Consider the following 22743-nt stretch of genomic DNA (forward strand, 5'->3'; position numbering starts at 1 on the left):
GGTCTGGCCCCGGGTTTCCGTTCAGTCCTGGCGCGACAGCACCGTCCGGCCGTCGAGGAGCGGGCGCTTGATGCGTCCCTCGACCGACGCCGCGACACCGTTCGTCCGACAGTAGTCCACGATGGCTTCGTACTGCGGTCCCAGGCGCTCGGTCACGTCTTCGGGCCCGAACGCGTCGAACAGGTGCGAGGATTCGACGTAGTACTCGGAGGTCGCGAGCGTGTAGGTCCCGTCGTCGTCCACTGGTTCCCCGGCGACCGCGATTGACCGGGCGGCCCGGCGCTCGTCGTCCCAGACGAGCGCCAGGCCACTGACGTGGCCGAACCAGTGCGATTCGATGTCGGCCGAGTCGTACTGGACGAGACCGAGGTTCGCGACGGTCCGGCGGAGTTGCTCCCCGGTGAGGGAGACCAGGACGAGTTCGTTGTCGAACGGGCACAGCCCGACGAGGTCCGCAGCAGTCACCTCGCCAGCGAGGTCGTCGCCGGGGCGCAGGCCACCGGTCGAGTGGACGGCCACGTCGGATTGGGCCACCCATCGGTAGGCGTCGGTGACGAGGTTGCCGAGCCGGCTCTCGCCCTGCTTGCTCGCGCTTCTGGTGACCCGAATCGGGTCGTCGACCGTGTCCACGACATCGGTGAGCCCGGCTGCTTTCCGACGAGTTTCGAGTGCCTCGACCACGCCCTCGTGAACCGGTGCGTCCCGGAGCGGGTGGCGATAGGCCCGTGGGCGGCCGTCGAAGACGACCTCGCCGAGGCCGCTGGCGGTCGCACCGGGACGCACGACGAGCGTCCCGTCGACGGTGTCGATTCGCTCTCTGTGGGCGTGCCCGCCGAGGATGCAGTCCACGTCGAGTGCCTCGGCGAGCAGGTCGTCACCGCTTCCGAGGTGCGAGAGCACGACGACGTGGTCCACGTCGCGCTCGCGGACCGCATCGACCGCGTGGGCCGCGGCATCGACCGGATCGCGGAAGTCGAGTGACGTGGCTTTCGGGTTCATGTCGGGTGTGTCCGGCGTCGTGACGCCGACGAGGCCGACGCGATGCTCGCCAGCCTCGGCGACGAGCCAGGGGACGGTGCCGTGTTCGCTGGCGAAGCGGTCGGCGTCGTCGCCGTCGCCGTCGAACACGTTCGCGCAGACGAACGGCATCGGCGCGTCGCGGACCACGTCCCTCGTCACCTCGAGACCGTGGTCGAAGTCGTGGTTCCCGAACGTGTCCGCGTCGGGCTGGACCGCCTCGTAGAAGTCGAGGACCTGCCGGCCCTTCGTGACGAGCGAGAGCACGCCGGGCGCGAAGTTGTCGCCCGAACCGACGACGAGCGTCTCCTCGTCGCGCAGGGAGTGAATCAGGCCGACGAGACGACCGAGTGTCTGGGGGTCGTCGGTCGCGCGTTCGACGTCGGCGTAGTGGAGGATGCGGAGGGGCATGCGTCGGGAGACTCGGACTACCGACTTGTCGGCTTCGGCTTCTCGCCTGCCTGTCGACGCGTCAGCCAGCCCGGCGGCCGGGTCGGAATCCCGTGTTCGCGGGCCTGTGTCGCCATCGCGTCGTGGACCCCGCCGGGTTCGGCGACGACCTGGTCCTCGGTGAGGGTCGGGTACTCCACGTCCTCGACGGCGAGGTACCGGATGGTCGTCACGGAGAACCGCTGGTCCGGTGCGACCAGATCGCCATCCACGACGACCTGCTCGCCGTGGACCGAGAGCGATTCGACCCGGCCCGCGGCCGGATTCCAGGTGAGTTCGAGCCCGGCGAACTGGCCGTTCCAGAGCTCGATGTCGCGGTCGAGGTGCCAGCCAGCCGCCTCCCGGGCGACGGCGCGCAGGTCAGCACCGGTGAGTTCGAGCATCACGAGCTGCCCACCGAAGGGCACCAGCGAGTGCAGGTCGGCAAGCGTCACCTCGCCGTCGAGGGGCACGCCGCAGTCCCGCATGGTCAGGCTGTTGATGAGGCCGACCTCGGCATCGCCGTCGTCACCAGCCCGGCGGAACGCCTCGGCGACGAAGTGGCCGACCGGCGAGGCTCCGTCTCGAACGTCCCGGGAGACCGGGCCGTCGATTCGCGTGACGGTCTCGCCGAGGCCGAGGTCGGCGAGCCGGTCGTGGAGGGCGGTCGTGATGTTCTCGTCCGGTTCGAACTCGGTCACGTCGTGCCAGCGCGTGTTCGTGCTGCCGTCGTCTTCGATGCGCACGTCCACGAGGTACCGGCCGGCCGCGCCCGTGCGGACCAGCCGGGTCCCGGCGACCACCTCGTCACGGATTTCGTGGTCGTGACCGCCGAGGACGGCCGCGGCGTCGATGTGCTCGGCGAGGGCGGTGTCGTCACCGCAGTGCGAGACGCCGACGACGTGGTCCACGTCGTGCTGCTCGCGGAGGACGTGGGTCGCGTCGGTGGCCGCCTCGACCGGGTCCGTCACGTCGAAGTCGAGGTGGGGCTTGATGTCGGCGAGGTCCGGGGGTGACAGTCCGAAGAACCCGACCGTCCCACCGGCCGTCTCGACGGTCGTGATGGGTGAGGTCTCCTCGCGGGCGAAGCGCACCCCGTCGTCGAAGACGTTCGCGTTGAGCCAGGTCTGTGGTGACTCGCGGGCGAGTTCCCGGGCTCGCTCTGGTGAATCGTCGAACTCGTGGTTGCCGAAGACGTCCACGTCGGGCTGGACCGACTCGAAGAAGTCGAGGGCCTGCTGGCCGCCGGTCGCCATCGAGAGGACGCTGGGACCGGTGGTGTCGCCACCCCCGGTGACGACGGTGTGGTCGTCGCGAAGCTCGTCGATGGCGGTGACGAGGCGACCGACCCGCTCGGGCACGTCGTAGGCGGCTTCGAGGTCTGCGTAGTGGAGGACGCGGAGGGTCACGTCGAAAATCCTGTTGGCGGGAGAGAAATTTCTTGCGGGCTTCGACCAGCGTCGTGTCCGACAGCCCGGACGAACAGACCTAAGCGGGCTCCCTCCCAAACCGTGGCCATGAGCGAATCCGCACTGGAGGAACGAACCACCGACGATGGCGAGACGGTGTACGTCTCCCAGCGCGAGGGTGACCGCGGGTCGAAGGCTCCCTTCATGGTCACCTACCGCACCCCGGACCAGGAGCGCAAGTACGGCTACTTCTGCGTGAACTGCGAGACGTTCGACAACGCGATGGACACGATGGGCCGCATCCAGTGCAACGCGTGTGGGAACCTCCGCAAGCCCACCGAGTGGGACGCCGCCCACGAGTAAGAGCCGCCGAACCGCCGCGAATTCCAGAACGTCTGGTGAGAAATCACGTCTCGATTTACTTCTCGAACGTACTTCGCGAGCTGTCTTGATTTCAAACGTGAAAAACGGGTGAATATTTATTACCTTCGGTGCGGTACGGACTAGCGAATGTGCCCTGTTAACACGAACCGCCACATCGGCGAGCAGGCCAGGAGGGTTTTCGACCGCCTGGGGTACACCGTCACTGGGGACGGAGACGAGTTCCGAGCAGAACGCGACTGGAAGGTCGTGCACGTGACCGCGACCACGGACTTACGTGAGCCACCTATCGCGGGAACAGACTCGCTGCACTGTTTCGTGACCAACAAAGAGCGGGCACAGCGCGTTCGTCGCAGGGTCCAGGAAGCGAATCCCGGCTACGAATGGGCCGTCATCGGTGTCGACGACAACGACCAGTACGAGGTCGAGCGCGCGCCACCGAGTTAGAACAGAGAGAGGGTGACGGTCGGGCCGACTACAGTCGGTTCGCCGTCGCCGCGATACCGGCTTCTGCGTCGACGTCAGCACCGATATCGTCGAGCACCGCGCCCAGCGCGCTCATCAGGTAGGAGACGTTCTTCGGGCGCGCCGAGTGACCCATACAGCCGATGCGGAAGATGTCGCCCGAGAGCGCGCCGAGCCCGCCCGCGATCTCGAGGTCGTAGTCGTCGATGAGCCGCGAGATGACCTCGCCGTCCTCGACGCCCTCGGGCACGCGGACCGCGTTCAGGCTCGGAAGCCAGAACTCTTCTGCGGCGTTCATCTGCATGCCCATCGCTTCGACACCGGCCTTCAGCGCGCCGGCCATCTCGTGGTGGCGCTCCCAGCGGTTCTCGATGCCCTCCTCGGCGACGAGGCGCAGCGCCTCGCGCAGGGCGTAGACGTTCGTGATGGGCGCGGTGTGGTGGTAGGCGCGCTCGTCGCCCCAGTAGCCCTCCAGTAGCGAGAGGTCGAGGTACCACGAGCGGGCGGGCTCCTCGCGGGCGAGCACCTTGTCCATCGCGGCGTCGTTGAGCGTCAGGGGCGAGGCACCCGGCGGACAGGAGAGGCACTTCTGCGGCCCGGCGTAGGCCACGTCGATGTCCCACTCGTCCACGCGAAGCTCGACGCCGCCGATGCTGGTGACGGTGTCCGCGATGACGAGCGCGTCGTGCTCGTGGGCGATGCTCGTGAGTTCGGAGACCTGTGGCTGGCGGACACCCGTGCTCGTCTCGGCGTGGACGAACCCGAACACGTCTGGCTGGTGCGTGTCGAAGGCGTCGGCCACGTCGGCCGGGTCGAGGGGTTCACCCCACGGCGCGTCGACCTCGACGACACTGCCGCCGGCGCGGCGGGCCATCTCGGCCATCCGGCCGCCGAAGTAGCCGTTCGTCGGAACGAGCATCGTGTCGCCGGGTTCGACGACGTTCCCGATGGCGGCCTCCATCGCGGCCGAACCGGTCCCCGAGACCGGGATGGTCCACTTGTTCCCGGTCTGGAACGTGTACCGGAGCAGCTCCTGCACCTCGTTCATGATCTCGATGAACGAGGGGTCGAGGTGGCCGACGAGCGGGGTGCTCATGGCCCGGAGAACACGGGGATGCACGTCGCTCGGGCCGGGGCCCATCAAGGTTCGATTCGGTGGTGTCAGTTCGCCCACGTCGGGCGCGTCAGGAATCTCGGACATGAGTTTGGGTTGGCCATGTCGGGTCAAAAAAGCTGGTGTCACCGGCAGTCCCCCGAACGGTTAAACCATGTCCACTGCTCACATGCGACAATGGCCACCGACGGCTCTCCACGCCCCAGCCACGACGCGCTCGGCTTCGACCACCCCGATGACGAGGCGTACGCCGACCTCGCGGCCGACCTCCGTGACGCGGTCGACGGCGAGGTCCGGTTCGACGAGTACGCGCAGGTGCTGTACGCCACCGACGGGAGCATCTATCAGGCTCGTCCGGCGGGCGTGGTCGTCCCCCAGGACGCGGCCGACGTGCAGGCCGCGGTCTCGGTCGCGGCCGAGCACGACGTGCCCATCATGCCCCGCGGGGCGGGGACCTCGCTGGCGGGGCAGGGAATCGGCCCCGGCTGCGTCGTCCTCGACTGTTCCGTCGAACTCGACGACGTGCTCTCGGTCGACCCGGAGGCCCAGGTGGCCCGCATCCAGCCCGGTATCGTCCAGGACGACCTCGACGCAGTTCTGGAACCGCACGGCCTGCAGTTCGCGCCCGACCCGGCCTCCTCGGCCCGGGCGACGGTCGGCGGCGGCATCGGGAACAACTCGACCGGCGCGCACTCGGTGCGGTACGGGATAACCGACGCATACGTTCGCGAGGTCGAGGTCGTCCTGGCCGACGGGACCCTGGCCGAGTTCGGCGACGTGGTGCTCGACTCGCCCGAGTGGGACGAGCTGGTGGCCCGTGAGGACCGGGTCGCGGAACTGTACCAGGCGGTCCGCGACATCGTCGAGGACCATGAGACCGAAATCGAGTCACGGTATCCCGACCTCAAGCGCAGCGTCTCGGGGTACAACCTCCACAAGGTGATTCGCGAGGAGGACGGCGAGCGCGTCATGAACCTCGCGAAGCTCGTCGTGGGTGCAGAGGGCACCCTGGGCGTCGTGGTCGAGGCCGAACTCGACCTCGTGACCCGTCCCGAGAGCCGGGCGCTCGCGGTCTACGCCTACGACGACCTCGTGACGGCACTCGCCGCGGTTCCCGACGCCCTCTCCCACGACGTGAGCGCGGTCGAACTCGTCGACGACCGGGTCGTCGAGATGGCACGCGACTCGGCAGCCTACGCCGAGTACGCCGAACCCATTCCCGACGGCTCGGCGGCCCTGCTGATGGTCGAGTTCGACTCCGAGTTGCACGAGGACTTCGAGGCGGCGATGGCCGAGGTCACGAGAACGCTCCAGACCGAGGGCGACGCTTTCGACCGCATCGAAGCGTTCTCTCCCGACGAGCAGGCGAAGCTCTGGAAGCTCCGGAAGGCCGCGATTCCGCTCCTGATGTCGCTGGAGGGCGACCCGAAGCCGTACCCGTTCATCGAGGACGCGACGGTGCCACCCGCCCAACTCGCCGAGTACGTCCAGGAGTTCGAGGAGATTCTGGAGAAACACGGTACCTCGGCGGCGTACTTCGCCCACGCCGGGGTCGGCACCCTGCACATCCGGCCCATCCTCAACCTCAAGTCCGGGGACGAAATCGAGACGATGCACGCCATCGCCGAGGACGTGACCGACCTCGTCCTCGAGTACCACGGCTCGTTCTCGGGCGAGCACGGCGACGGGATGGCCCGGACCGAGTTCACCCCGAAGATGTACGGCGACGAGCTCTGGGACGCCTTCAAGCGCGTCAAGACCGCCTTCGACCCCGAGTGGCTGTGCCACCCGGGCAACGTCGTCTACCGCGACTCGGCCGACGACCACGGGCCAGCCAGCGACCGGGGTGTCGGCGCGGACATGCGCGAGAACCTCCGCTACGGCCCGGCCTACCAGACGGTCGAACCGCAGACCACGCTCGATTTCGACGACGAGGGCGGCTTCGGCCACCTCGTCGAACTGTGCAACGGCTGTGGCACCTGCCGGCAGGAGGGCTCGGGAACGATGTGTCCGACCTACCGCGCCAGCCAGGAGGAGATACAGTCGACCCGCGGTCGGGCGAACATGCTCCGGGCGGCCATCTCGGGCGAACTCGACGAGGACGAGATTCACTCCGAGCGCTTCCAGTCCGAGGTGCTGGACCTCTGTGTCGGCTGCAAGGGCTGTGCGAGCGACTGCCCGACCGGGGTCGACCTCGCCAAGCTCAAGGCGGAGGTGAAACACCAGCACCACCAGCGCGAGGGTGCGAGCCTCCGCGACCGGCTCTTTCGCGACATCGACCGGTGGGCCGAACTCGGCAGCACGTTCGCCCCGGTGTCGAACTGGGCCACGAAGGTTCCTGGGTCCCGCGCCGTGGCGGAGCGGGTTGCGGGTGTCGCCCCCGAACGAGAACTGCCGACGTTCGAGCGCGAGAGCTTCACGGACTGGTTCACGTCCCGCGGACCCACGGTTTCGGAATCCGACGCCGAGCACCGCGTCGTCCTCGTCCCAGACACGTACACGAACTACACAGACCCGGCGGTCGGGAAAGCCGCCGTCGCGGTCCTCGAAGCTGCCCAGGTCCACGTCTCGGTCCCGTCCGACCTCGGGCCGAGCGGCCGCCCCGCCTACTCGCTCGGCTTCCTCAACGAGGCCCGAACGCGGGCCGCCGAATTCGTCGACCACGTCGCGCCCCACGTTGAGGACGGCTGGCACGTCGTCTTCATCGAACCGGCCGACGCCGTGATGGTACAGGACGAGTACGGCGACCTGCTTCCCCAGAACCCGGAGCGCGATGCCGTGATGGCTGCCACCGCGGGCGTCTGTGGCTTCCTCGACCGGCACCGCCTCGACGAGCGCATCGACTTCGACGCGCCCGACGAACCTCTCGTCTACCACGGGCACTGCAACCAGAAGGCCATCGGCCGGGACCACCACGCGGTCGGGGTCCTCCGCCGGGCTGGCTACGGGGTCGAGGCGCTGGACTCCGGCTGTTGCGGGATGGCCGGGAGCTTCGGCTACGGGGCCGAACACTACGACCTCTCGCAGGCCATCGGGCGCATCCTGTTCGACCAGGTCGACGCAGCCGCGGGCACGCCGGTCGCACCCGGCGCGTCCTGTCGCACCCAGCTCGGCGACCGACCCGGGGCCGAGGCACCGCCGCACCCGGTCGAGAAGTTGGCCGAGGCCCTGCCGAACCGCCCAGAGGCGCGGTAGCACTACCCACATTTCGGCGACTAACTTATCCGGTCCCCTGTCATACCATCAGTAGTTATGATGGTCGGCCACGCGCTGCTGGCGTTCGCCCTCGTCGCCCTCCTCGGGCGTGCCGTGGGCGTTGACCGCGAGCGCGCCTTGCTCGCGGGCGCAGTCGCCGGCGCGTTCGCGGCCGTCCCCGACGCCGACATGGTGTACGCCATCGTCGGCGTCGCCCACGCCGACTTCACCGGCGTGTTCGCCGTCACGAACGCGTTCTGGTCCGCGAGCACGGTCGTCCACCGCGCGATGACGCACTCGCTCGTCGTCGCACCCTTCGCCGCCGTCGGCTTCGCCCTCTGGACCGTCAGGGGGCGCTGGGTACACCACGCCCGGTTGGCGGGGACGTTCCTCCTCGGCACGCTCATCCTCGTCGCCACCGTCAAGCACGGACTGCTCGGGTTCGTCGTGATGGGCGCGTTCGCCCTCATGGGCGTCGGCGTCGCGCTGGCGGTCTGGTGGCGCACTGCCCTCCGCGCGAGAGAGACGTTCGCGCTGGCGTTGTTCGGCCTCGCCAGCCACCCGTGGGGCGACCTGTTCACGGGCGAGCCACCCGCGATGCTGTGGCCCCTCGACACCGTCCTGTTCACCGATATCGTCACCCTCGCGCCCGACCCGACCCTCCACCTGCTCGGTGCGTTCGCCCTCGAACTCCTGACCGTCTGGCTCGCGGTCTGGGTCGTCCTCGACGCCTCCAACGAATTCCGACCGACGTTCGACGTTCGGGCCCTCGCCGGGGTGGCGTACGGTGGCGTCGCGTTCCTCATCCCACCGCCGACGCTCGACGTCTCCTACCACTTCGTCTTCAGCATCCTCGCGGTCGGGACCGTGGCGGCCGCCCCCGACGTGTTCCGCGCCCGCCTGCTCCGGTCGCTTCGGCGCTTGCAGCGCGAGTGGGACGCCGCCCGACTGTTCTCTGCGTTCCTGACCGGCCTCGCCGCGGTCACGCTCGCGCTCGCGGCGTACGCCGTGCTCTACTCGCTGGCGACGCTCGGCTCGCTCGGGGTCTCCCTGGGATAGCTGGCGCGTCGGGTAGCCTTTTTTACGGGCCGGGTTCCAACCCCCCGGTATGTCGGCGCAGGACCTCGGTCGGCTGTTCGAAGAACATCGCCTCAACGCCGTGCTCGCGTGGGCGCTCGTCCTCCTCGTCGCCCTGACCGCCGTCGAGGAGGCGCTCGTCGGTCAACGCGTCTGGGCGGCGTTCGCTGCGGGCGTCACGGCACTCGCGCTCGTCCCACCCGTCGCGTTCCGGTCGCCCCGTGTGATGCTCCCGTGGGAGGTGCTCGCCCTCGCAGCGCTGCCCATCATCGGCCGGGTGTTCGCCACGAACGCGCTGTCGAGTGCGCTCGCGACGTACCTCGCGGTCGCGGCTGTCGCACTCATCGTCGCGGTCGAACTCCACGTGTTCACCTCGGTCCGGATGACCGTCGGCTTCGCCATCCTCACCGTCGTCGTCATGACACTCGCCGCCGCGGGCGTCTGGGCCATCATCCGGTGGATCTCACATCTCTACCTCGGGACGGCGTTCTACGAGGGGCCCGACGACCTCGACCTGCTGATGTGGGAGTTCGTCTACTCGACCATCGCTGGACTGGGTGCCGGAGTCATCTTCGAGTTGTACTTCCGCCGGCGGCGACAGGTCGCCCGTCGGGCGCTCGAAGCCGCCGAGGAGGTCACCCACGACCGGCTGAAGGAACTCACTGACGAGGTGGCCGACGAATGAGAATCCGAGACTACCTCGGCATCTCGGAGCGTACCCAGCACCGGTTGAGCCGTGCCATGGAGATCGGTCTCGTCGGGCTCTTCTTCGTCGGCCTGTACCAGCCGAGCCCGGGCGTCGTCGTCAACGCTGGCCTCGGTATCATCGTGTTGCAACTGCCGGCGCTGCTCGAACGCGACTACGGCATCCCGATGGACACCGGGTTGACGCTCTGGATAACCTCGGCCGTGTTCCTGCACGCGCTCGGGACCGCCGGGTTGCCCGGCATGTCGAAGAACCTCTACGTCGCCACCTCCTGGTGGGACCACATGACCCACGCACTGTCGTCCTCGATCGTCGCGGGTGCCGGCTACGCGACGGTCCGGGCGCTGGACGAACACCGCGAGGACATCTACCTCCCGCCCCGCTTTACGTTCGTGTTCATCCTCTCGTTCGTCATCGCCTTCGGGGTCATCTGGGAGGTTGTCGAGTTCGCGCTGGGGCTGCTCGGAGACGTGATGGGGTCGAAGGCGGTCCTCACGCAGTTCGGCGTCGACGACACCATGCGGGACCTCCTGTTCAATACCCTCGGGGGTCTCATCGTCGCCATCTGGGGCCAGGCGTACCTGACGGACGTGGTCGGCGCGATTCGCACCCGATTCGAACAGGACACGACCTGACCACGCAAGCCCTCACCCGAAAACCGACCGACGACGCGGCTAGCTTTAAGTTACCATGGTGAGTGGTAGCACATGAATGGTATTCAAGAAGATAACACTCATCGGCACGAGTTCGGAGAGCTTCGAAGCCGCTGCCGACGACGCCATCGACCGCGCACAGGACACACTCAACAACGTCCACTGGATCGAGGTACAGGAACTCGGCGTCGAGATCGCCTCGGCGGAGAATCGCGAATACCAGGCCGAAGTGGAGGTGGCTTTCCAGCTCGAAGAGTAAGCGACGAGCGATTCCACAGCGACCCGCGCCCGGTCAGACGCGGGCTTGCGGTTCGCGTCCTTCTCATCGGTTCGTGTCGTTCGTCTCACGGCCGAAGCCCGGCGACCACACGGCCACGACCCTACACTCCCACTGCCGGGTCGAGGACGTGGTCATCACTCCGAACACATCAGGAAGACAGAGACTCGCGGAGAAAAGCGGTCGTCGTTACGTCCGGAACGATTCGCCACAGCCGCACTCGCTGACGACGTTCGGGTTCTCGACGTGGAACCCCGCGCCCTGGAGGCCACCCTCGTAGTCGAGGACGCTGCCCTCGATGTACTTCAGGCTGGCCGGATCGACGAAGACACGCAGGTCGTGGTGTTCGAAGATCGTATCGTCGGGCTCCGGTTCGTCGTCGAAGCGCATCCCGTAGGAGAGGCCAGCACAGCCCCCCTGTTGAACGAACAGCCGAAGTCCCGAGACGTCGGTATCCAACCCCTCTCCCTCGAGCAGCGAGAGGGCTTCCTCGGCGGCCAGTTCCGACACCTCGATACGGGGGCCGACCTCCCCGTCTGCAGTTCCCGTGCTCATGCTACGAACTATCGGTGCCACGGATGTTAACTGTGTTGCCGGGGACGCATTACATGTCAGGCGGTGTGCCAATACTTCTAAATCCCATCGGCGAATTCTCCCACTGAATGTCGCGCTCCATCCGCGTGTTGCATGTCGACGACGACGATGCACTGCTCGACCTGACGAAGACGATGCTGGAGCGCGAGCACGACGAGATCGTAGTCGAGACCGAGACGGACGTCGAGGCGGCCCTGTCGCACCTCGACGGTGACACGACGTTCGACTGTATCGTGAGCGACTACGATATGCCCGGTATGGACGGGCTGACGTTCCTCTCTGCGGTCCAGGAACGCCACCTCTCGCTCCCGTTCATCCTGTTCACCGGGAAAGGCAGCGAGGAGATCGCCAGTCGGGCGATTTCGGCGGGGGTGACCGAGTACCTCCAGAAGGGTGGCGGCACCGACCGGTATCTCGTCCTCGCGAACCGCATCGAGAACGCCGTCGCCAAGCACTGGGCCGAGCGCGAGCGACGCCGGAACAGAGAGCGCTACCAGGCGCTCATCGAGTACTCCTCGGACTCGGTCGCGATTCTGGACGTCGATGGGGTGTTCGAGTACGTCAGTCCGGCCGCCGAAAAGATTCTCGGCTACCCACCGGACGACCTCCGCGGCGACTGCTCGTTCGACTACGTCCACCCGGAAGACCGCGAGGAGGTGATTCGGTCGTTCGACGAGTGCGTCGACGACCCGGCGCGACGGCCGTCGACGACCTACCGGTTCGAGCACGGTGACGGGACCTGGCACGTCCTCGAATCGCGGGCGACGAACCGCCAAGAGGACCCCGCCGTCCAGGGGCTGGTCGTCAACACCCGCGACGTGACCGAACAGCACGAGGCGGAACGAGAGCTCAGGGAGGAGCGCGAACTGTTCGACGCTGCCCTCGACGCCCTGCCCGACACGTTCTACATCTCACACCCTGACGGGTCGGCGTGGCGCTGGAACCAGGCGCTCCAGGACCTGATGGGCTACACCGAAGAAGAGATGCGTGAGCTCCCGCCGGAGGCCTTTTTCGCCGAGGAGGACCACGAGAAGATAGAATCCGTCATCCAACGGGTCCACGACGGCGAGACCGTCGTCTACGAGGCGCGGGTACTCACGAAGTCGGGCGAGAAGGTACCGAAACGCATCAGCGCCACGCTGCTCACCGACGACGACGGCGAACCCATCGCCGTCTGTGGTATCGGCGTCGACATCGACCTGGCTCCCGAGAACCTCGACTAGTCGAACCGCCTGCGGACGCTCTCGGCGTGGGCGTCCAGTCCTTCCGCGTCCGCGAGCGTCGTGATGGTGTCGGCGAGCGAGTCGAGTCCGTCGCGGTCCAGTCGCTGGACGGTCGTCGACCGCACGAACGAGTCGACCGAGAGGCCGCCGTGCAGTTTCGCGCCGCCGCCGGTCGGGAGGACGTGGTTCGTCCCGGAGGCGTAGTCACCGGCCGCGACCGGGGTGTAGGGACCGAGGAAGACGCTCCCAGCGTTGGTGATGCGCGCGAGGAGTGCCTCGTCGTCGTCCGCCTGGATGGAGAGGTGCTCTGCGGCGTACTCCTCGGCGAAGAGGATGGCCTCGCTCATCGACCGGGCGACGAACACGCCCGAGGCGTCGTTGTCGAGGGCCTCGCGGATCGTCTCCTCGCGCTCGCGCTCGGCAGCCTGTTCCTCGACCGATTCGGCGACCGATTCGGCCAGGGCTTCGTCGTCGGTAACACAGACGACCGAGGCGTTCGGGTCGTGTTCGGCCTGGGCGACCAGGTCGGCTGCCACGTACTCGGGCGTGGCCGTCTCGTCGGCGAGGACGAGCACCTCGGAGGGCCCGGCGAGGAAGTCGATGGCGACGTCGCCCTGGACCTCTGCCTTCGCGGCCGTGACCCAGCGGTTGCCGGGCCCGACGACCTTCTGGACCGCCGGGATGGATTCGGTCCCGTAGGCCATCGCGGCGACCGCCTGCGCGCCGCCGACCGAGTACACCTCGTCCGCGCCGGCAGCGTGGATGGCCGCCAGCGTGACGGGATTCATCTCCTCGGCGGGTGGGGTGGAGACGACGACCTCGTCGACGCCGGCCACCTTCGCCGGGACGACCCCCATGATGACCGACGACGGGTACGCTGCGGTCCCACCGGGCGCGTACACGCCGACGCGCTGGAGCGGGCGGAAGCGCCGGCCGAGTTCCCGTGTCCCGTCCCCGCCGAACTCGTCGCGCCAGTCCTCGGGGACCTGTCGCTCGTGGAACTCGCGGACGTTCGCCGCCGCCGTCTCGATGGTCGCACACAGTTCGTCGTCCAGGTCCTCGTAGGCGCGCTCGGCCGCGTCGGACACCTCCAGGTTCCCGACCGCCACGCCGTCGAACTCCTCGGAGAACTCCCGGACCGCAACGTCGCCCTCCTCGGCGACCCGTTCGACGATGTCGCGGACGTCCCCGCGGATCTCGTCGATACCGGCGTCGCGCTCGAACAGCGCGCGTCGTTCATCGGGGCCGAGGTCGGCCACCGCGTTCACGTTCATACACCACGCTTCGGCCGGGCGGGGAAAAACCGTTTCTTCCGTCCCGGACGGCGTGGCGAGACCTCGTCATAGTTCGAGGCAATATTGCGACAGAGAACGGCTGGGGCTCCAGTCTGTGATAATCACTGGGGATATTCCAGAAATATCGACTATTTGTCGGCTACTGTTGCCGATAGCGACGACGAAGGGGCATACACTTTTAGGAGCCAGTCGAGTACCGCGTGCCATGAGTCAGGACGCCGTGACCGGTCCGAACGCACAGGTCCGCGACGTGTACGACCGACTTGGTTCCCTCCTCGACCGCGGTGACGAGGTCTTCATCGAGGAGGGACCCGGTCTCCTGCAGGCGGCCATCGCGGAGCCGGGGTTCTTCGACGGGGTGGAACCGGCACCCGCGGACTCGGACCACTACACCCGTGAGAAGGTCGCAGGAGCGCCGGGTGGCCACGTCATCCGCTTCATGGAGTGGCCACCGGGCTACAGCCTCGTTCCCCACGAACACCACGGGCGACCGTGCTTCGAGGTGCTGGTCGACGGACTCCTCCACGTCGTCGATATGACCGCCGAGCAGGTCGACGAGGAGCACTACACGCTCTCCATCCTCGACTGCGACGTGACCGAACCCGGTGAGGCAGCGGTGGTCGACCCCCGCGAGAACGATATCCACGCCGTCTACAGCCCCGTCCGGAGCTGCTCGCTCCACGTCTACCCCGACGACAGGAGCTTCGCCTACGGCTACGAACTCGACGAGGACGCAAGTGACGAGACCGACCTGTACCGTCGCGAGCGATTCGAACTCCACGACGGGTGACCGACCGACCCCCTGCGAGTCGATTCGCTACTCCCGTGAGCCGACGACCCTGGTCTTGACCGCATCGAGGAAGAGGACGACGACCAGCGTGAACCCGACGAGACCGATCGGTGCCGACAGGAGCTGTGCCGTGCGGTAGCCGAGGAATATCCTGCTCACCCCGAGGACGATGAAACTGGTCACCACCAGTCCGAACGCGACCAGCGAGAGCGTGACGAAGCGGTCCCGGTTCATGTGGGTCGGGAGGGGTCCCCGGGGCTAAGTGGTTTTGGAACCGCAGGTCGGTTCTCAGAGTTTCTCGGCGTCGAGCGCCTGCTCGGCCCGCTGGTTCGCCTGGTCGAGGCGTCGCCTGGCCGCGTCGCCGACCGGACCGGGGAGCGACTCGCGCGCCTCGGAGAGACGTTCGGACGCCCGTTCGAGCGAATCGGTGACGGCCTGCAACGCCTTGTCCGCGTTTCCGCGCTCGCCCGCGGCGGCGCGCTCGGCTGCCCGGTCGGCCGAGTCGGCGATGGCCTCGAGCGCGTTCACCAGCCCGTCGATGGCGTTCGCCATGCCGTTGTCCGTGTCGTCATCGTCGTCGACCGCCGTCTTCACGTCAGCCGCGGTCTCCCGCGAGATATCGCCGAGGAAGCTCGCCAGCGACGCCTTGCCCGTGTCAGGCTTCTCGATGGTCATCGGTTGCTCGCCGTCGTCCGGTCGGACCCGGAACGCCCCGACCGCATCGTCGGTGTCCCTGACCTCCGTGGTGTACGCGCCGCCGCGGTGGACGTACACCGCGTCTCGCCCGTCCATCGGGGCGTCGTACAGCCGGCCGCCGAAGTCGTCATCGACCGCGAGGCGTGACAGGGTGGCGTCGGTCCCCTCGGCGTCGATCTGGAGTTTCACCGCGTCCTCGTTCGCGACGAGGGGAATCTCGCCCTCGACACCGGCAGCCGTGGGTGTCCCGTCGTCGCTGACGGTCACCGACTCGCTGTGCGGTTCGAAGCCGGCCCCGTTGACGGTGAGCCGGTGGTCGCCGGCCGGGACGTCCTGCACCATCGCGATGCCCCGGAACGTCGGGACGGCCTCCGGCTCGCTTTCGAGGAGTGCGATGTTCTCGGCCGAGGTCGACTCGGTCGTCACGCCCTGCCCGTCGGGGGCGTCGTCGGAGGAGACCGTCCGCGAGACCGCGGCGACCACGCTGTTGATCGGGCTCGGTTGCCCGATAGCATCGTACCGGTCCGCGAGGGTCGCTCGGTGTGCCGGCTCCGAGATGTCGGCGGCGGGGTCGTCGTACCGGGGCTGCTGCCAGGGAACCCCGGACGTGGTGATGTGACTCGCGAACGCGTCCTCGGCGAACTGCGGGATGGCGAACTCGAAGCTCAACTGCGGGCCGGTGAACGCCGAGATGTGCTCGACCGCCGTCGTCGGGAGCAGGTCGTAGTTCACGTCCGCACTCCCGTCGTCGCTCCCCGCGTGGTCCATCGCGAGCCCACGCTCGCGGGCGGGGAGCGACGGCGGACTCGACAGTTCCGCGAACGACCGGACCGTGAGGTCCTCGTCGATGAGACTGTCGCTGTCGACCGAGGGGAGCTGGGCGTGCTCGTAGATGGGTTCACCGTCGAGTTCCGGGACGAGGTAGGGAAGTCTCCCCCCTTCGTCCCGCGGGAGACCGTACGCGACGGGGATATCCGACAACGTCGCGAGGCCTTCAAGCGAGCGGTTCGTGATGTCGGCCGCGACATCGCCGACGGGCAACCGCTGGAAGCTCTCCGGGCGCTCGTTGAGCGAGACCGTGCTGGAGTGCGAGCCCAGTTCGGCGAGGATTCGCGGGCGGACCTGTGGGTCCAGGTGCTCGTTGTTCGGCACCTTCCGCGAGTGTGCACTGGCGACGAACAGCTGTGGGTCGCCGCTGTCGGTATCGACGAACACCTGCAGCAGCTCCCAGTCGTGCCAGTGGAAGTTCGTCGTGAACTGGTCGAACACCGAGTAGAACCAGAACTGGACCACCGCCAGGGGCGACTCCTCGTACTCGACCGCGTGGTAGAAGACCGTCGGTTCCGGCGGTTCCCCCGCGTCCGCGAACCGCTTCGTGTACCCGTCGAACGCGTCGAAGCCGTCGACGACGGTCTCGCCGTCCTGTTCGCTCTCGTAGCTGCGCGGATCCGTCGGGAACCACCGTTCGTGCCGGTCGAACGAGACACGCGGTGCGAACCGCTCGGCCAGCTCCAGCGCGCGGTCGTCCTCGATGGTCGTTGCTGTTCCGTCCGATTCCCGCTCCAGCAACGAACAGCCGGCGAGCGAGGCCACACCGGCTCCCGCGACCGATTGCAGGACCCGCCGTCGTGACGCTACCGGCACGCTCGCCCGTTCGTCGTTCATACCGGCACCAGCAAGCGGCCATGGAAAGCTCTTGGGGCGAAGTAGTATGGCTGCCGTACAGCCCGGACGACCGGAATCTTCTCCGGCAGACCGCATCTCCGGGGGTGTCTGACACCAAGGATTAGATTAGTCTAATTCCTAATTTAGAACAATACTTCTAAATAGCAGCGTATCTCTAAGCCAAGTAATGGCAGAACGCAACTTTGGTTCCGGTAGCGGACGAAAAGTAACTCGTAGGCGTGCATTAGCGGCAGGTTCTGGTCTTCTCGGCACCGCCCTCGCTGGTTGTCTCGGCAGTGTCTCCGGCGGCACCAGCTCCGGCGACGGCGGTGGCTCCGGGAGCAGCTCCGAGGACGGCCCCGTCGCAGTCGCGTCTTTCTTCAGTTTCTTCGACTTCGCGCGCAAACTCACCGGGGACACCCCCATCACGGTCAAGAACCTCATCCCGACCGGGCTGCACGGCCACGGGTGGGAGCCCAACGCGAGCGTCACCCGCGACATCATCGAGGCGGACGCGTTCATCCACGTCGGGAAGGACTTCCAGCCGTGGGCCGACCGCGCCATCCAGACGCTGAAGGACGACGACGTGGACACCCAGCTCATCAACGTCCGCGAGGGCGTCGAACTGACCGACCTGGCAGCCAGCCTCGACCCCGAAGAGGAGGGTGTCGGCGAGGGTCGCGGGATGGACCCGCACTTCTGGCTCGACCCCCAGCGCGCGAAGGTGTCGGTCGACAACATCGCCGAGGGCCTCGTCGACCTCGCACCCGAGCACGAGGAGACGATTCGCGGCAACGCCGAGACGTACAAGTCCGACGTGCTCGACACCATCGACGCGGACTACCAGGACGTCTTCGACCGCGCGGACCGCAAGGTCGTCCAGCTGGCGGCGCACAACGCCTTCCAGTACATCGGTGCCCGCTACGGCGTCGAGATGCGCCCGCTGGTCGTCAACCTCGCTGCGAGTGGCGACGTGAAGCCCTCCGACATCACGAAGGCGAAAGACACCATCGACGAGTACGGCATCGAGTACATCGGTGCCGGCGTGTTCGAGACGCGCAGACCCGCGAAGCAGCTCATCGCCGAGACGGACGTCTCGGGGTACTTCCCCGTCACGCCCTACGCCGGGGTCCGCGAGGACTGGGTCGAGAACAACTGGGGCTACGAGGAGATCGCGTACAACATCAACATGCCCACGTTCGAAGTCGTGCTCGGGAACAAGTCGCCTGAGGAAGTCGGCCCCGACGGCTGGGCCGAGGAGTGGAGGAACTTCGAATGAGCACGACGACGCCCGCCACCGAGGACGCGACGGTCGCTGGCGAGGCCGTCGTCGACCTCTCGGACGTGAATTTCGGGTACACCGCGACCCCCGTGGTCGAAGACATCTCGCTGCGCATCGACCAGGGCGAGTACGTCGCCGTGGTCGGGCCGAACGGCTCGGGCAAGTCGACGCTGATGAAGCTCATGCTCGGCCTCTTGCGGCCCGACACGGGTGAAGCACGCCTGTTCGACGAACCCTCCCACGAGTTCGACGACGGGGCTCGCATCGGCTACGTCGCCCAGCACGCCAGCGCCTCGAAGGAGATGCCCATCACGGTTCGGGAGGTCGTCCGCATGGGGCGGTTCCCCCACGTCGGCTTCGGTCGCCTCTCCGCCGAGGACGAGGCCATCGTCGACCGCGCGCTGGAGACCGTCGGCATGACCGGGTTCAAGAATCGCCGCGTCACCAAGCTCTCCGGCGGTCAGCGCCAGCGGGCGTTCATCGCCCGGGCGCTCGCCGGCGAGGCGGACCTGCTCGTGCTCGACGAGCCGACCGTCGGCGTCGACGCCGAGTCGGTCGACGCGTTCTACGACCTGCTCGAATCCCTGAACCAGGAGGGAATCACCGTGCTCCTCATCGAACACGACCTGAGCGCGGTCACCGAACACGCCGAGCGCGTGGTCTGTCTCAACCGCGAGATATACTTCGACGGCCCGACCGAGGAGTTCGTCCAGAGTGATGCGCTCAGCCGTGCCTTCGGGACGGCGGCGACGTTCCTGGGTGGTTCGCGATGACGGGAGCCGCCACCCTGTCCGGCCTGGCACTCCAGTCCGGCAGTCCCCTCGACCCGGTTCTCGCCCCGTTCTACTGGTTCCTCTCGCTGTGGACCGCGCTGATGAACGGGCTGTACGACGTGACCGGTATCGAGCTGCTCCAGTACGGCTTCATGCACCGGGCCATCCTCGTCGGGCTCTGCATCGGCGTGATGGCTCCCCTCATCGGGACGTTCCTGGTCCACCGACAGCTCGCGCTCATCGGTGACGCGCTGGCCCACACCGCCTTCGCAGGCGTCGCCATCGGGCTGTTCCTGAACGCCGTGTTGAACCTCGGCGTCTCGCCGTACCTGACGGCGGTCGTCGTCGCGGTCATCGCGGCGCTGCTCATCGAACTCATCTCCGAGGCGACCGGCGCGTACAACGACGTGTCGATGGCCATCGTGCTCTCGACCGGGTTCGCGCTGGGGACGGTGCTTATCAGCATCAACGCCGGCGGGCTCGCCGTGGGCATCAACCAGTACCTGTTCGGGAACCTCTCGACGGTGTCGGCCGAGAACGCCGCCATCCTGCTGGTGCTGTTCCTCATCATCGTGGGCGTGGTCGCGCTCACCCGGAACCAGCTCCTCTATGTCACCTTCGACGAGACGGCCGCCGCCGTCTCCGGCATCAACGTGAACTGGTACAACCGCGTCATGGTGATGCTGACCGCGCTCGTCGTCGTCGGCGCGATGCAGATAATGGGCGTCATCCTCGTCGCCGCGATGCTGGTCGTCCCGGTCGCCGGGGCTGCCCAGGTGTCCCGCAGCTTCACCGAATCGCTGCTCGTCTCGGTCGTCCTGGCCGAGATAGCCGTCCTGCTCGGCATCGGCGCGGCCTATTACGGCGAGGCCACGGCCGGGGGCGTCATCGTCCTCGTCGCCGTCGCTATCTACACCGTCAGCGTCTTCATCGGGAAGATACAGGCTCGTAGCCGCGAGGACACCGCCCCCGAGGTCGGCAGTATCGAAACGGGCGAGAGCCAGCCCACCTCCGACTGAGATGGCGACCGCAAGCCCTGATTCACCGGACGACGACCAGACCGGGTCCCTGACCACGGTCATGGAGGACTACCTGCGCCACATCTACGCCCTCGAACGGGCCTCGGAAGGTCGGGTGTCGAACTCCACGCTCGCCGACCGCCTCGGCGTCAGCCAGCCGACCGTGACGAGCATGTTCGACACGCTCGCCGAGCGTGGCCTCATCGACCGCGAGCCGTATCGCCCCATCGTCCTCACCCCTGCTGGCGAGCAGGCGGCCCTCGAAGTCGTCCGGAAGCACCGGCTCGTCGAGACCCTGTTGACCGACCAGTTCGGCTTCGCGATCAGCGAGGTCGACGCCGAGGCGGACGCGCTGGAACACCACATCAGCGACCGGCTCTGCCGGGAGATAGACCGCAAACTGGGCCATCCCGCGTTCGACCCACACGGCGACCCGATTCCGGACGCCGAGCTGGCGGTCCGCGCCGACACCGACGCGGTCGCCCTCGTCGAGGTCGCGGAGTCGTCCCGCGTCGAGGTGACCCGCATCACGACGCAGGACGAAGAGACCCTCTCGTACCTGGTCGCTGCCGGCATCGAACCGGCTGCCCGGCTCACGGTCGAGGAGGTCGCACCCTTCGGGATGGTCACGGTGTCGGTCGACGGCGACTCCGGGCGAGAGAGCCTCCCCGAGTCGCTCGCGACCCATATCCTGGTCCGGCCGACCGAGTAGGCGTCACGTCACCCGTTTCTCGACCGCTTCGAACAGGTGCGAGCAGAGGTAGATGACTCCCAGAAGAAACAGCCAGTACCGCGGCCAGTCCGACGGTCTCGTGAACCAGCGACCGCGCTTCGTCGCCACCATCGACCATGGTGAGACGTCTCGGGACGCGCTCAACAACGTTAGCCGGCGCGAACCGATGCTTACTCTGGCTCCTCGGTTTCGGCTGGGTCCGGCGTCGGTTCGTCGTCTGTGGGTCCCTCGTCCGCGGACTCGTCGTCCGCCTCCGGGCCGTCGAACGAATCCCGCTCGACGAGGACCGCCGCGCCACACTCCGGACACTTCCCCTCGTGTTCGTAGAAGCCCGCCTCGCACTCGCTACAGCGGTAGGTCGCGTTCGCCTCCTTCGCTTCGCGGGCCTCCTCGCTGAGCCGACCGAAGCGCCGACCGAACTTCCGAAACAGTCCCATGGTACCTAGTCAGACGGGCGCTTTCCTGATAAGGACGAGAGCAGACGTGTCCGGCCGATGAACACTGGAACTGGGGCGTTGGCCCTGGATTCCCCAGCGCCACCGAACAATCCTTATTCGACCCTGGTTCCTCGTCCCATGTGAAGGGCTACCACATGCGTGTCGGTCGGTCCTCGGGGGAGTACGAAATGGCGCAGCAACTACAATCGGACTGGTTCGTATCGGGCGGGAAGGTGAACGCGGTCGTCACCTGGGTGCTGGTGGCGTTCCTCGTCGTCGCGACGGTGTATAGCCTGGTTTCGCTCCGGGTCGTCGACGTGATTCTGGCGGGGACGGCCGCCGGCATCGCGGTCGTACCAGCACTGGTGTCGGGCACGTGGACACGGACCGTCCCGTGGCCACTGCTGCTCCTCGCGACGATTCCACTGTTCGGGAACACGGTGGGAGCGACCGGTCTCGTCGCCCTGGTCCTCACCGGCGTCGGTATCGCCGCCCTCGGGATGTTGCTCGTCTCGACGCTCCAGTTGACCACGAGCGTCAGGATGACGCCGGGGTTCGCCGTCGCGTTCACTCTGCTCACGACGCTCGCGTTCGCCGGCTACTGGGCGGTCGGGTCGGCTGCCTCGGCAGCGTACCTCGGGACGAGTTTCGTCGAGACGAACACGGAACTCATGCACATCTTCACCGCGGCCCTGCTCGGGGGGCTCGTCGGCGGTGCGATCTTCCGGTGGTACTTCCGGAAACGGCTCCGGCAGCCTGCGACGGCGCCGTCGTTCGAGGAGGTGGAACCCCTATGAGCGTCGCGCGTCGCGTCGGGCTTACGCCGGACCGGCAGGTGACGCTGGTCCACGCCCTCCAGGCGGTCATGTTCGGCATCCTGTCGGTCGGGGTCTGGCTGGGGAACGCGGGCGTCGCCATCAACGCCGCCGTCGGCCTCCTCGTGACCCTGTTGCCGGCCTACCTCGAACGCAACTACAAGTTCACGATGAGCGTCGGGCTCGTGCTGTGGATAACCGTCGCGATGTTCCTGCACGCGCTGGGGACGCTTCCGCTTCCCGGCGCGGACCTCGCGACGCTCTATGGCTCGACCTGGTGGTGGGACCACATGACCCACGCGCTCTCGTCGTCGCTCGTCGCCGGCGTCGCCTACGCCGTGGCCCGGGCGCTCGAAGAGCACACCGATGCCATCGTCCTGCCCCCGCGCTTCCTGTTCGTCTACCTGCTGGTGTTCGTCATGGCCTTCGGCGTGGTGTGGGAACTCATCGAGTTCTACATCAGCGTGGTCGCCCAGCTCCTCGGGAGCGGGAGTATCCTCACGCAGTACGGCCTCGACGATACCGTCCTCGACCTCACCTACAACACGCTCGGCGGCCTCCTCGTCGCCCTGTTCGGGACGGCGCACCTGACCGGCGTCGCCGACGAACTCGCCGGCCGGCTGGGTGGGCAGGCCGACGAAGAGTGACCGACGGGTAGTGTCACCAAACCGTTTTGTCCGGGGCGGTCATCCACCGAC

At 67.4% G+C, this 22743-nt stretch carries 24 protein-coding genes; 15 read left to right on the forward strand and 9 right to left on the reverse strand.

Going from position 1 to position 22743, the window contains the following annotated elements; translation table 11 throughout:
• Positions 1-21 precede the first annotated feature (21 nt).
• Both ACSC1S_RS10245 and ACSC1S_RS10250 read right to left on the reverse strand, forming a co-directional pair.
• The gene (locus ACSC1S_RS10245; RefSeq protein ID WP_435364200.1) at positions 22-1428 is read right to left on the reverse strand and encodes a bifunctional metallophosphatase/5'-nucleotidase; all 1407 of its coding nucleotides are present in this window, start codon (positions 1426-1428) and stop codon (positions 22-24) included.
• 17 nt (positions 1429-1445) lie between these two features.
• A complete protein-coding gene (locus ACSC1S_RS10250) occupies positions 1446-2855 on the reverse strand; it encodes a bifunctional metallophosphatase/5'-nucleotidase (RefSeq protein WP_435364201.1) in 1410 nt (469 codons plus the stop codon).
• 108 nt (positions 2856-2963) lie between these two features.
• Between ACSC1S_RS10250 and ACSC1S_RS10255 the strand changes: the two genes are divergently transcribed.
• Both ACSC1S_RS10255 and ACSC1S_RS10260 read left to right on the forward strand, forming a co-directional pair.
• Entirely contained in the window at positions 2964-3218 is a 255-nt protein-coding gene (locus ACSC1S_RS10255) for a DUF5816 domain-containing protein (protein WP_261651749.1), read from the forward strand.
• A 147-nt stretch (positions 3219-3365) separates the two neighbouring features.
• Entirely contained in the window at positions 3366-3683 is a 318-nt protein-coding gene (locus ACSC1S_RS10260; protein WP_435318764.1) for a DUF7116 family protein, read from the forward strand.
• A 28-nt stretch (positions 3684-3711) separates the two neighbouring features.
• On the opposite strand, the gene ACSC1S_RS10265 is transcribed toward ACSC1S_RS10260, so the two are convergent.
• Positions 3712-4902: a pyridoxal-phosphate-dependent aminotransferase family protein gene (locus ACSC1S_RS10265; RefSeq protein WP_435364202.1), complete on the reverse strand. Its 1191-nt coding sequence runs from the start codon at positions 4900-4902 to the stop codon at positions 3712-3714.
• Between the two features lie 90 nt (positions 4903-4992).
• Here ACSC1S_RS10265 and ACSC1S_RS10270 point away from each other — a divergent pair, with 90 nt between their 5' ends.
• From ACSC1S_RS10270 to ACSC1S_RS10290, 5 genes are all read left to right on the forward strand, one after another.
• Positions 4993-8010 (forward strand): FAD-binding and (Fe-S)-binding domain-containing protein, encoded by a 3018-nt coding sequence (locus ACSC1S_RS10270; RefSeq protein WP_435364203.1) that lies wholly within the window; start codon positions 4993-4995, stop codon positions 8008-8010.
• 57 nt (positions 8011-8067) lie between these two features.
• Complete coding sequence (locus tag ACSC1S_RS10275; RefSeq protein WP_435364204.1) at positions 8068-9069, forward strand: metal-dependent hydrolase; 1002 nt, start codon at positions 8068-8070, stop codon at positions 9067-9069.
• 49 nt (positions 9070-9118) lie between these two features.
• A complete protein-coding gene (locus tag ACSC1S_RS10280; protein WP_435364205.1) occupies positions 9119-9772 on the forward strand; it encodes a hypothetical protein in 654 nt (217 codons plus the stop codon).
• Positions 9769-10428, forward strand: a complete 660-nt coding sequence (locus ACSC1S_RS10285) for a DUF2238 domain-containing protein (RefSeq protein WP_435364206.1) — start codon at positions 9769-9771, stop codon at positions 10426-10428. The genes ACSC1S_RS10280 and ACSC1S_RS10285 overlap by 4 nt, the downstream gene beginning before the upstream one ends.
• A 76-nt stretch (positions 10429-10504) precedes the next feature.
• Positions 10505-10705, forward strand: coding sequence for a dodecin (locus ACSC1S_RS10290; RefSeq protein ID WP_435364207.1), 201 nt, complete (start codon positions 10505-10507; stop codon positions 10703-10705).
• 207 nt (positions 10706-10912) lie between these two features.
• Here ACSC1S_RS10290 and ACSC1S_RS10295 read toward each other — a convergent pair whose 3' ends face one another.
• On the reverse strand, positions 10913-11278 hold the full coding sequence (locus tag ACSC1S_RS10295) for a HesB/IscA family protein (protein ID WP_435364208.1): 366 nt from the start codon (positions 11276-11278) through the stop codon (positions 10913-10915).
• 107 nt (positions 11279-11385) lie between these two features.
• Between ACSC1S_RS10295 and ACSC1S_RS10300 the strand changes: the two genes are divergently transcribed.
• Complete coding sequence (locus tag ACSC1S_RS10300; protein ID WP_435364209.1) at positions 11386-12540, forward strand: PAS domain-containing protein; 1155 nt, start codon at positions 11386-11388, stop codon at positions 12538-12540.
• Here the strand turns inward: ACSC1S_RS10300 and hisD are convergent.
• Positions 12537-13814, reverse strand: coding sequence for a histidinol dehydrogenase (gene hisD, locus ACSC1S_RS10305; protein WP_435364210.1), 1278 nt, complete (start codon positions 13812-13814; stop codon positions 12537-12539). The two genes, ACSC1S_RS10300 and hisD, sit on opposite strands and share 4 nt — an antisense overlap.
• 226 nt (positions 13815-14040) lie before the next feature.
• On the opposite strand from hisD, the gene ACSC1S_RS10310 reads away from it, so the two are divergent.
• Complete coding sequence (locus ACSC1S_RS10310; RefSeq protein ID WP_435364211.1) at positions 14041-14625, forward strand: cupin domain-containing protein; 585 nt, start codon at positions 14041-14043, stop codon at positions 14623-14625.
• Between the two features lie 27 nt (positions 14626-14652).
• Here the strand turns inward: ACSC1S_RS10310 and ACSC1S_RS10315 are convergent, their stop codons facing one another.
• Together ACSC1S_RS10315 and ACSC1S_RS10320 are read right to left on the reverse strand one after the other, a co-directional pair.
• Complete coding sequence (locus ACSC1S_RS10315) at positions 14653-14859, reverse strand: hypothetical protein (RefSeq protein ID WP_261651761.1); 207 nt, start codon at positions 14857-14859, stop codon at positions 14653-14655.
• Positions 14860-14913: 54 nt separating this feature from the next.
• A complete protein-coding gene (locus ACSC1S_RS10320) occupies positions 14914-16986 on the reverse strand; it encodes a hypothetical protein (protein WP_435364212.1) in 2073 nt (690 codons plus the stop codon).
• Positions 16987-17173: 187 nt separating this feature from the next.
• Here ACSC1S_RS10320 and ACSC1S_RS10325 point away from each other — a divergent pair, with 187 nt between their 5' ends.
• Genes ACSC1S_RS10325 through ACSC1S_RS10340 form a run of 4 tightly spaced genes read left to right on the forward strand, consistent with a single transcriptional unit; the run spans position 17174 to position 20772 of the window.
• The gene (locus tag ACSC1S_RS10325) at positions 17174-18265 is read left to right on the forward strand and encodes a metal ABC transporter substrate-binding protein (protein WP_435364213.1); all 1092 of its coding nucleotides are present in this window, start codon (positions 17174-17176) and stop codon (positions 18263-18265) included.
• A complete protein-coding gene (locus ACSC1S_RS10330) occupies positions 18262-19041 on the forward strand; it encodes a metal ABC transporter ATP-binding protein (protein WP_435364214.1) in 780 nt (259 codons plus the stop codon). Before ACSC1S_RS10325 ends, ACSC1S_RS10330 begins: the two co-directional genes overlap by 4 nt.
• A complete protein-coding gene (locus ACSC1S_RS10335; RefSeq protein WP_435364215.1) occupies positions 19038-20060 on the forward strand; it encodes a metal ABC transporter permease in 1023 nt (340 codons plus the stop codon). Before ACSC1S_RS10330 ends, ACSC1S_RS10335 begins: the two co-directional genes overlap by 4 nt.
• A gap of 1 nt (position 20061) precedes the next feature.
• Entirely contained in the window at positions 20062-20772 is a 711-nt protein-coding gene (locus ACSC1S_RS10340; protein WP_435364216.1) for a metal-dependent transcriptional regulator, read from the forward strand.
• A gap of 3 nt (positions 20773-20775) precedes the next feature.
• Here ACSC1S_RS10340 and ACSC1S_RS10345 read toward each other — a convergent pair whose 3' ends face one another.
• Entirely contained in the window at positions 20776-20904 is a 129-nt protein-coding gene (locus ACSC1S_RS10345) for a hypothetical protein (protein ID WP_435364217.1), read from the reverse strand.
• 59 nt (positions 20905-20963) lie between these two features.
• Positions 20964-21230: a zinc ribbon domain-containing protein gene (locus ACSC1S_RS10350; protein WP_435364218.1), complete on the reverse strand. Its 267-nt coding sequence runs from the start codon at positions 21228-21230 to the stop codon at positions 20964-20966.
• Positions 21231-21418: 188 nt separating this feature from the next.
• Here ACSC1S_RS10350 and ACSC1S_RS10355 point away from each other — a divergent pair, with 188 nt between their 5' ends.
• Both ACSC1S_RS10355 and ACSC1S_RS10360 read left to right on the forward strand, forming a co-directional pair.
• The gene (locus ACSC1S_RS10355) at positions 21419-22027 is read left to right on the forward strand and encodes a hypothetical protein (RefSeq protein ID WP_435364219.1); all 609 of its coding nucleotides are present in this window, start codon (positions 21419-21421) and stop codon (positions 22025-22027) included.
• Complete coding sequence (locus ACSC1S_RS10360; RefSeq protein WP_435364220.1) at positions 22024-22692, forward strand: DUF2238 domain-containing protein; 669 nt, start codon at positions 22024-22026, stop codon at positions 22690-22692. Before ACSC1S_RS10355 ends, ACSC1S_RS10360 begins: the two co-directional genes overlap by 4 nt.
• The last annotated feature ends 51 nt before the right edge of the window (positions 22693-22743 follow it).

The sequence above is a fragment of the Haloarchaeobius pelagicus genome (assembly GCF_051207375.1).
In the GTDB taxonomy this organism is placed as follows: Archaea; Halobacteriota; Halobacteria; order Halobacteriales; family Natrialbaceae; genus Haloarchaeobius.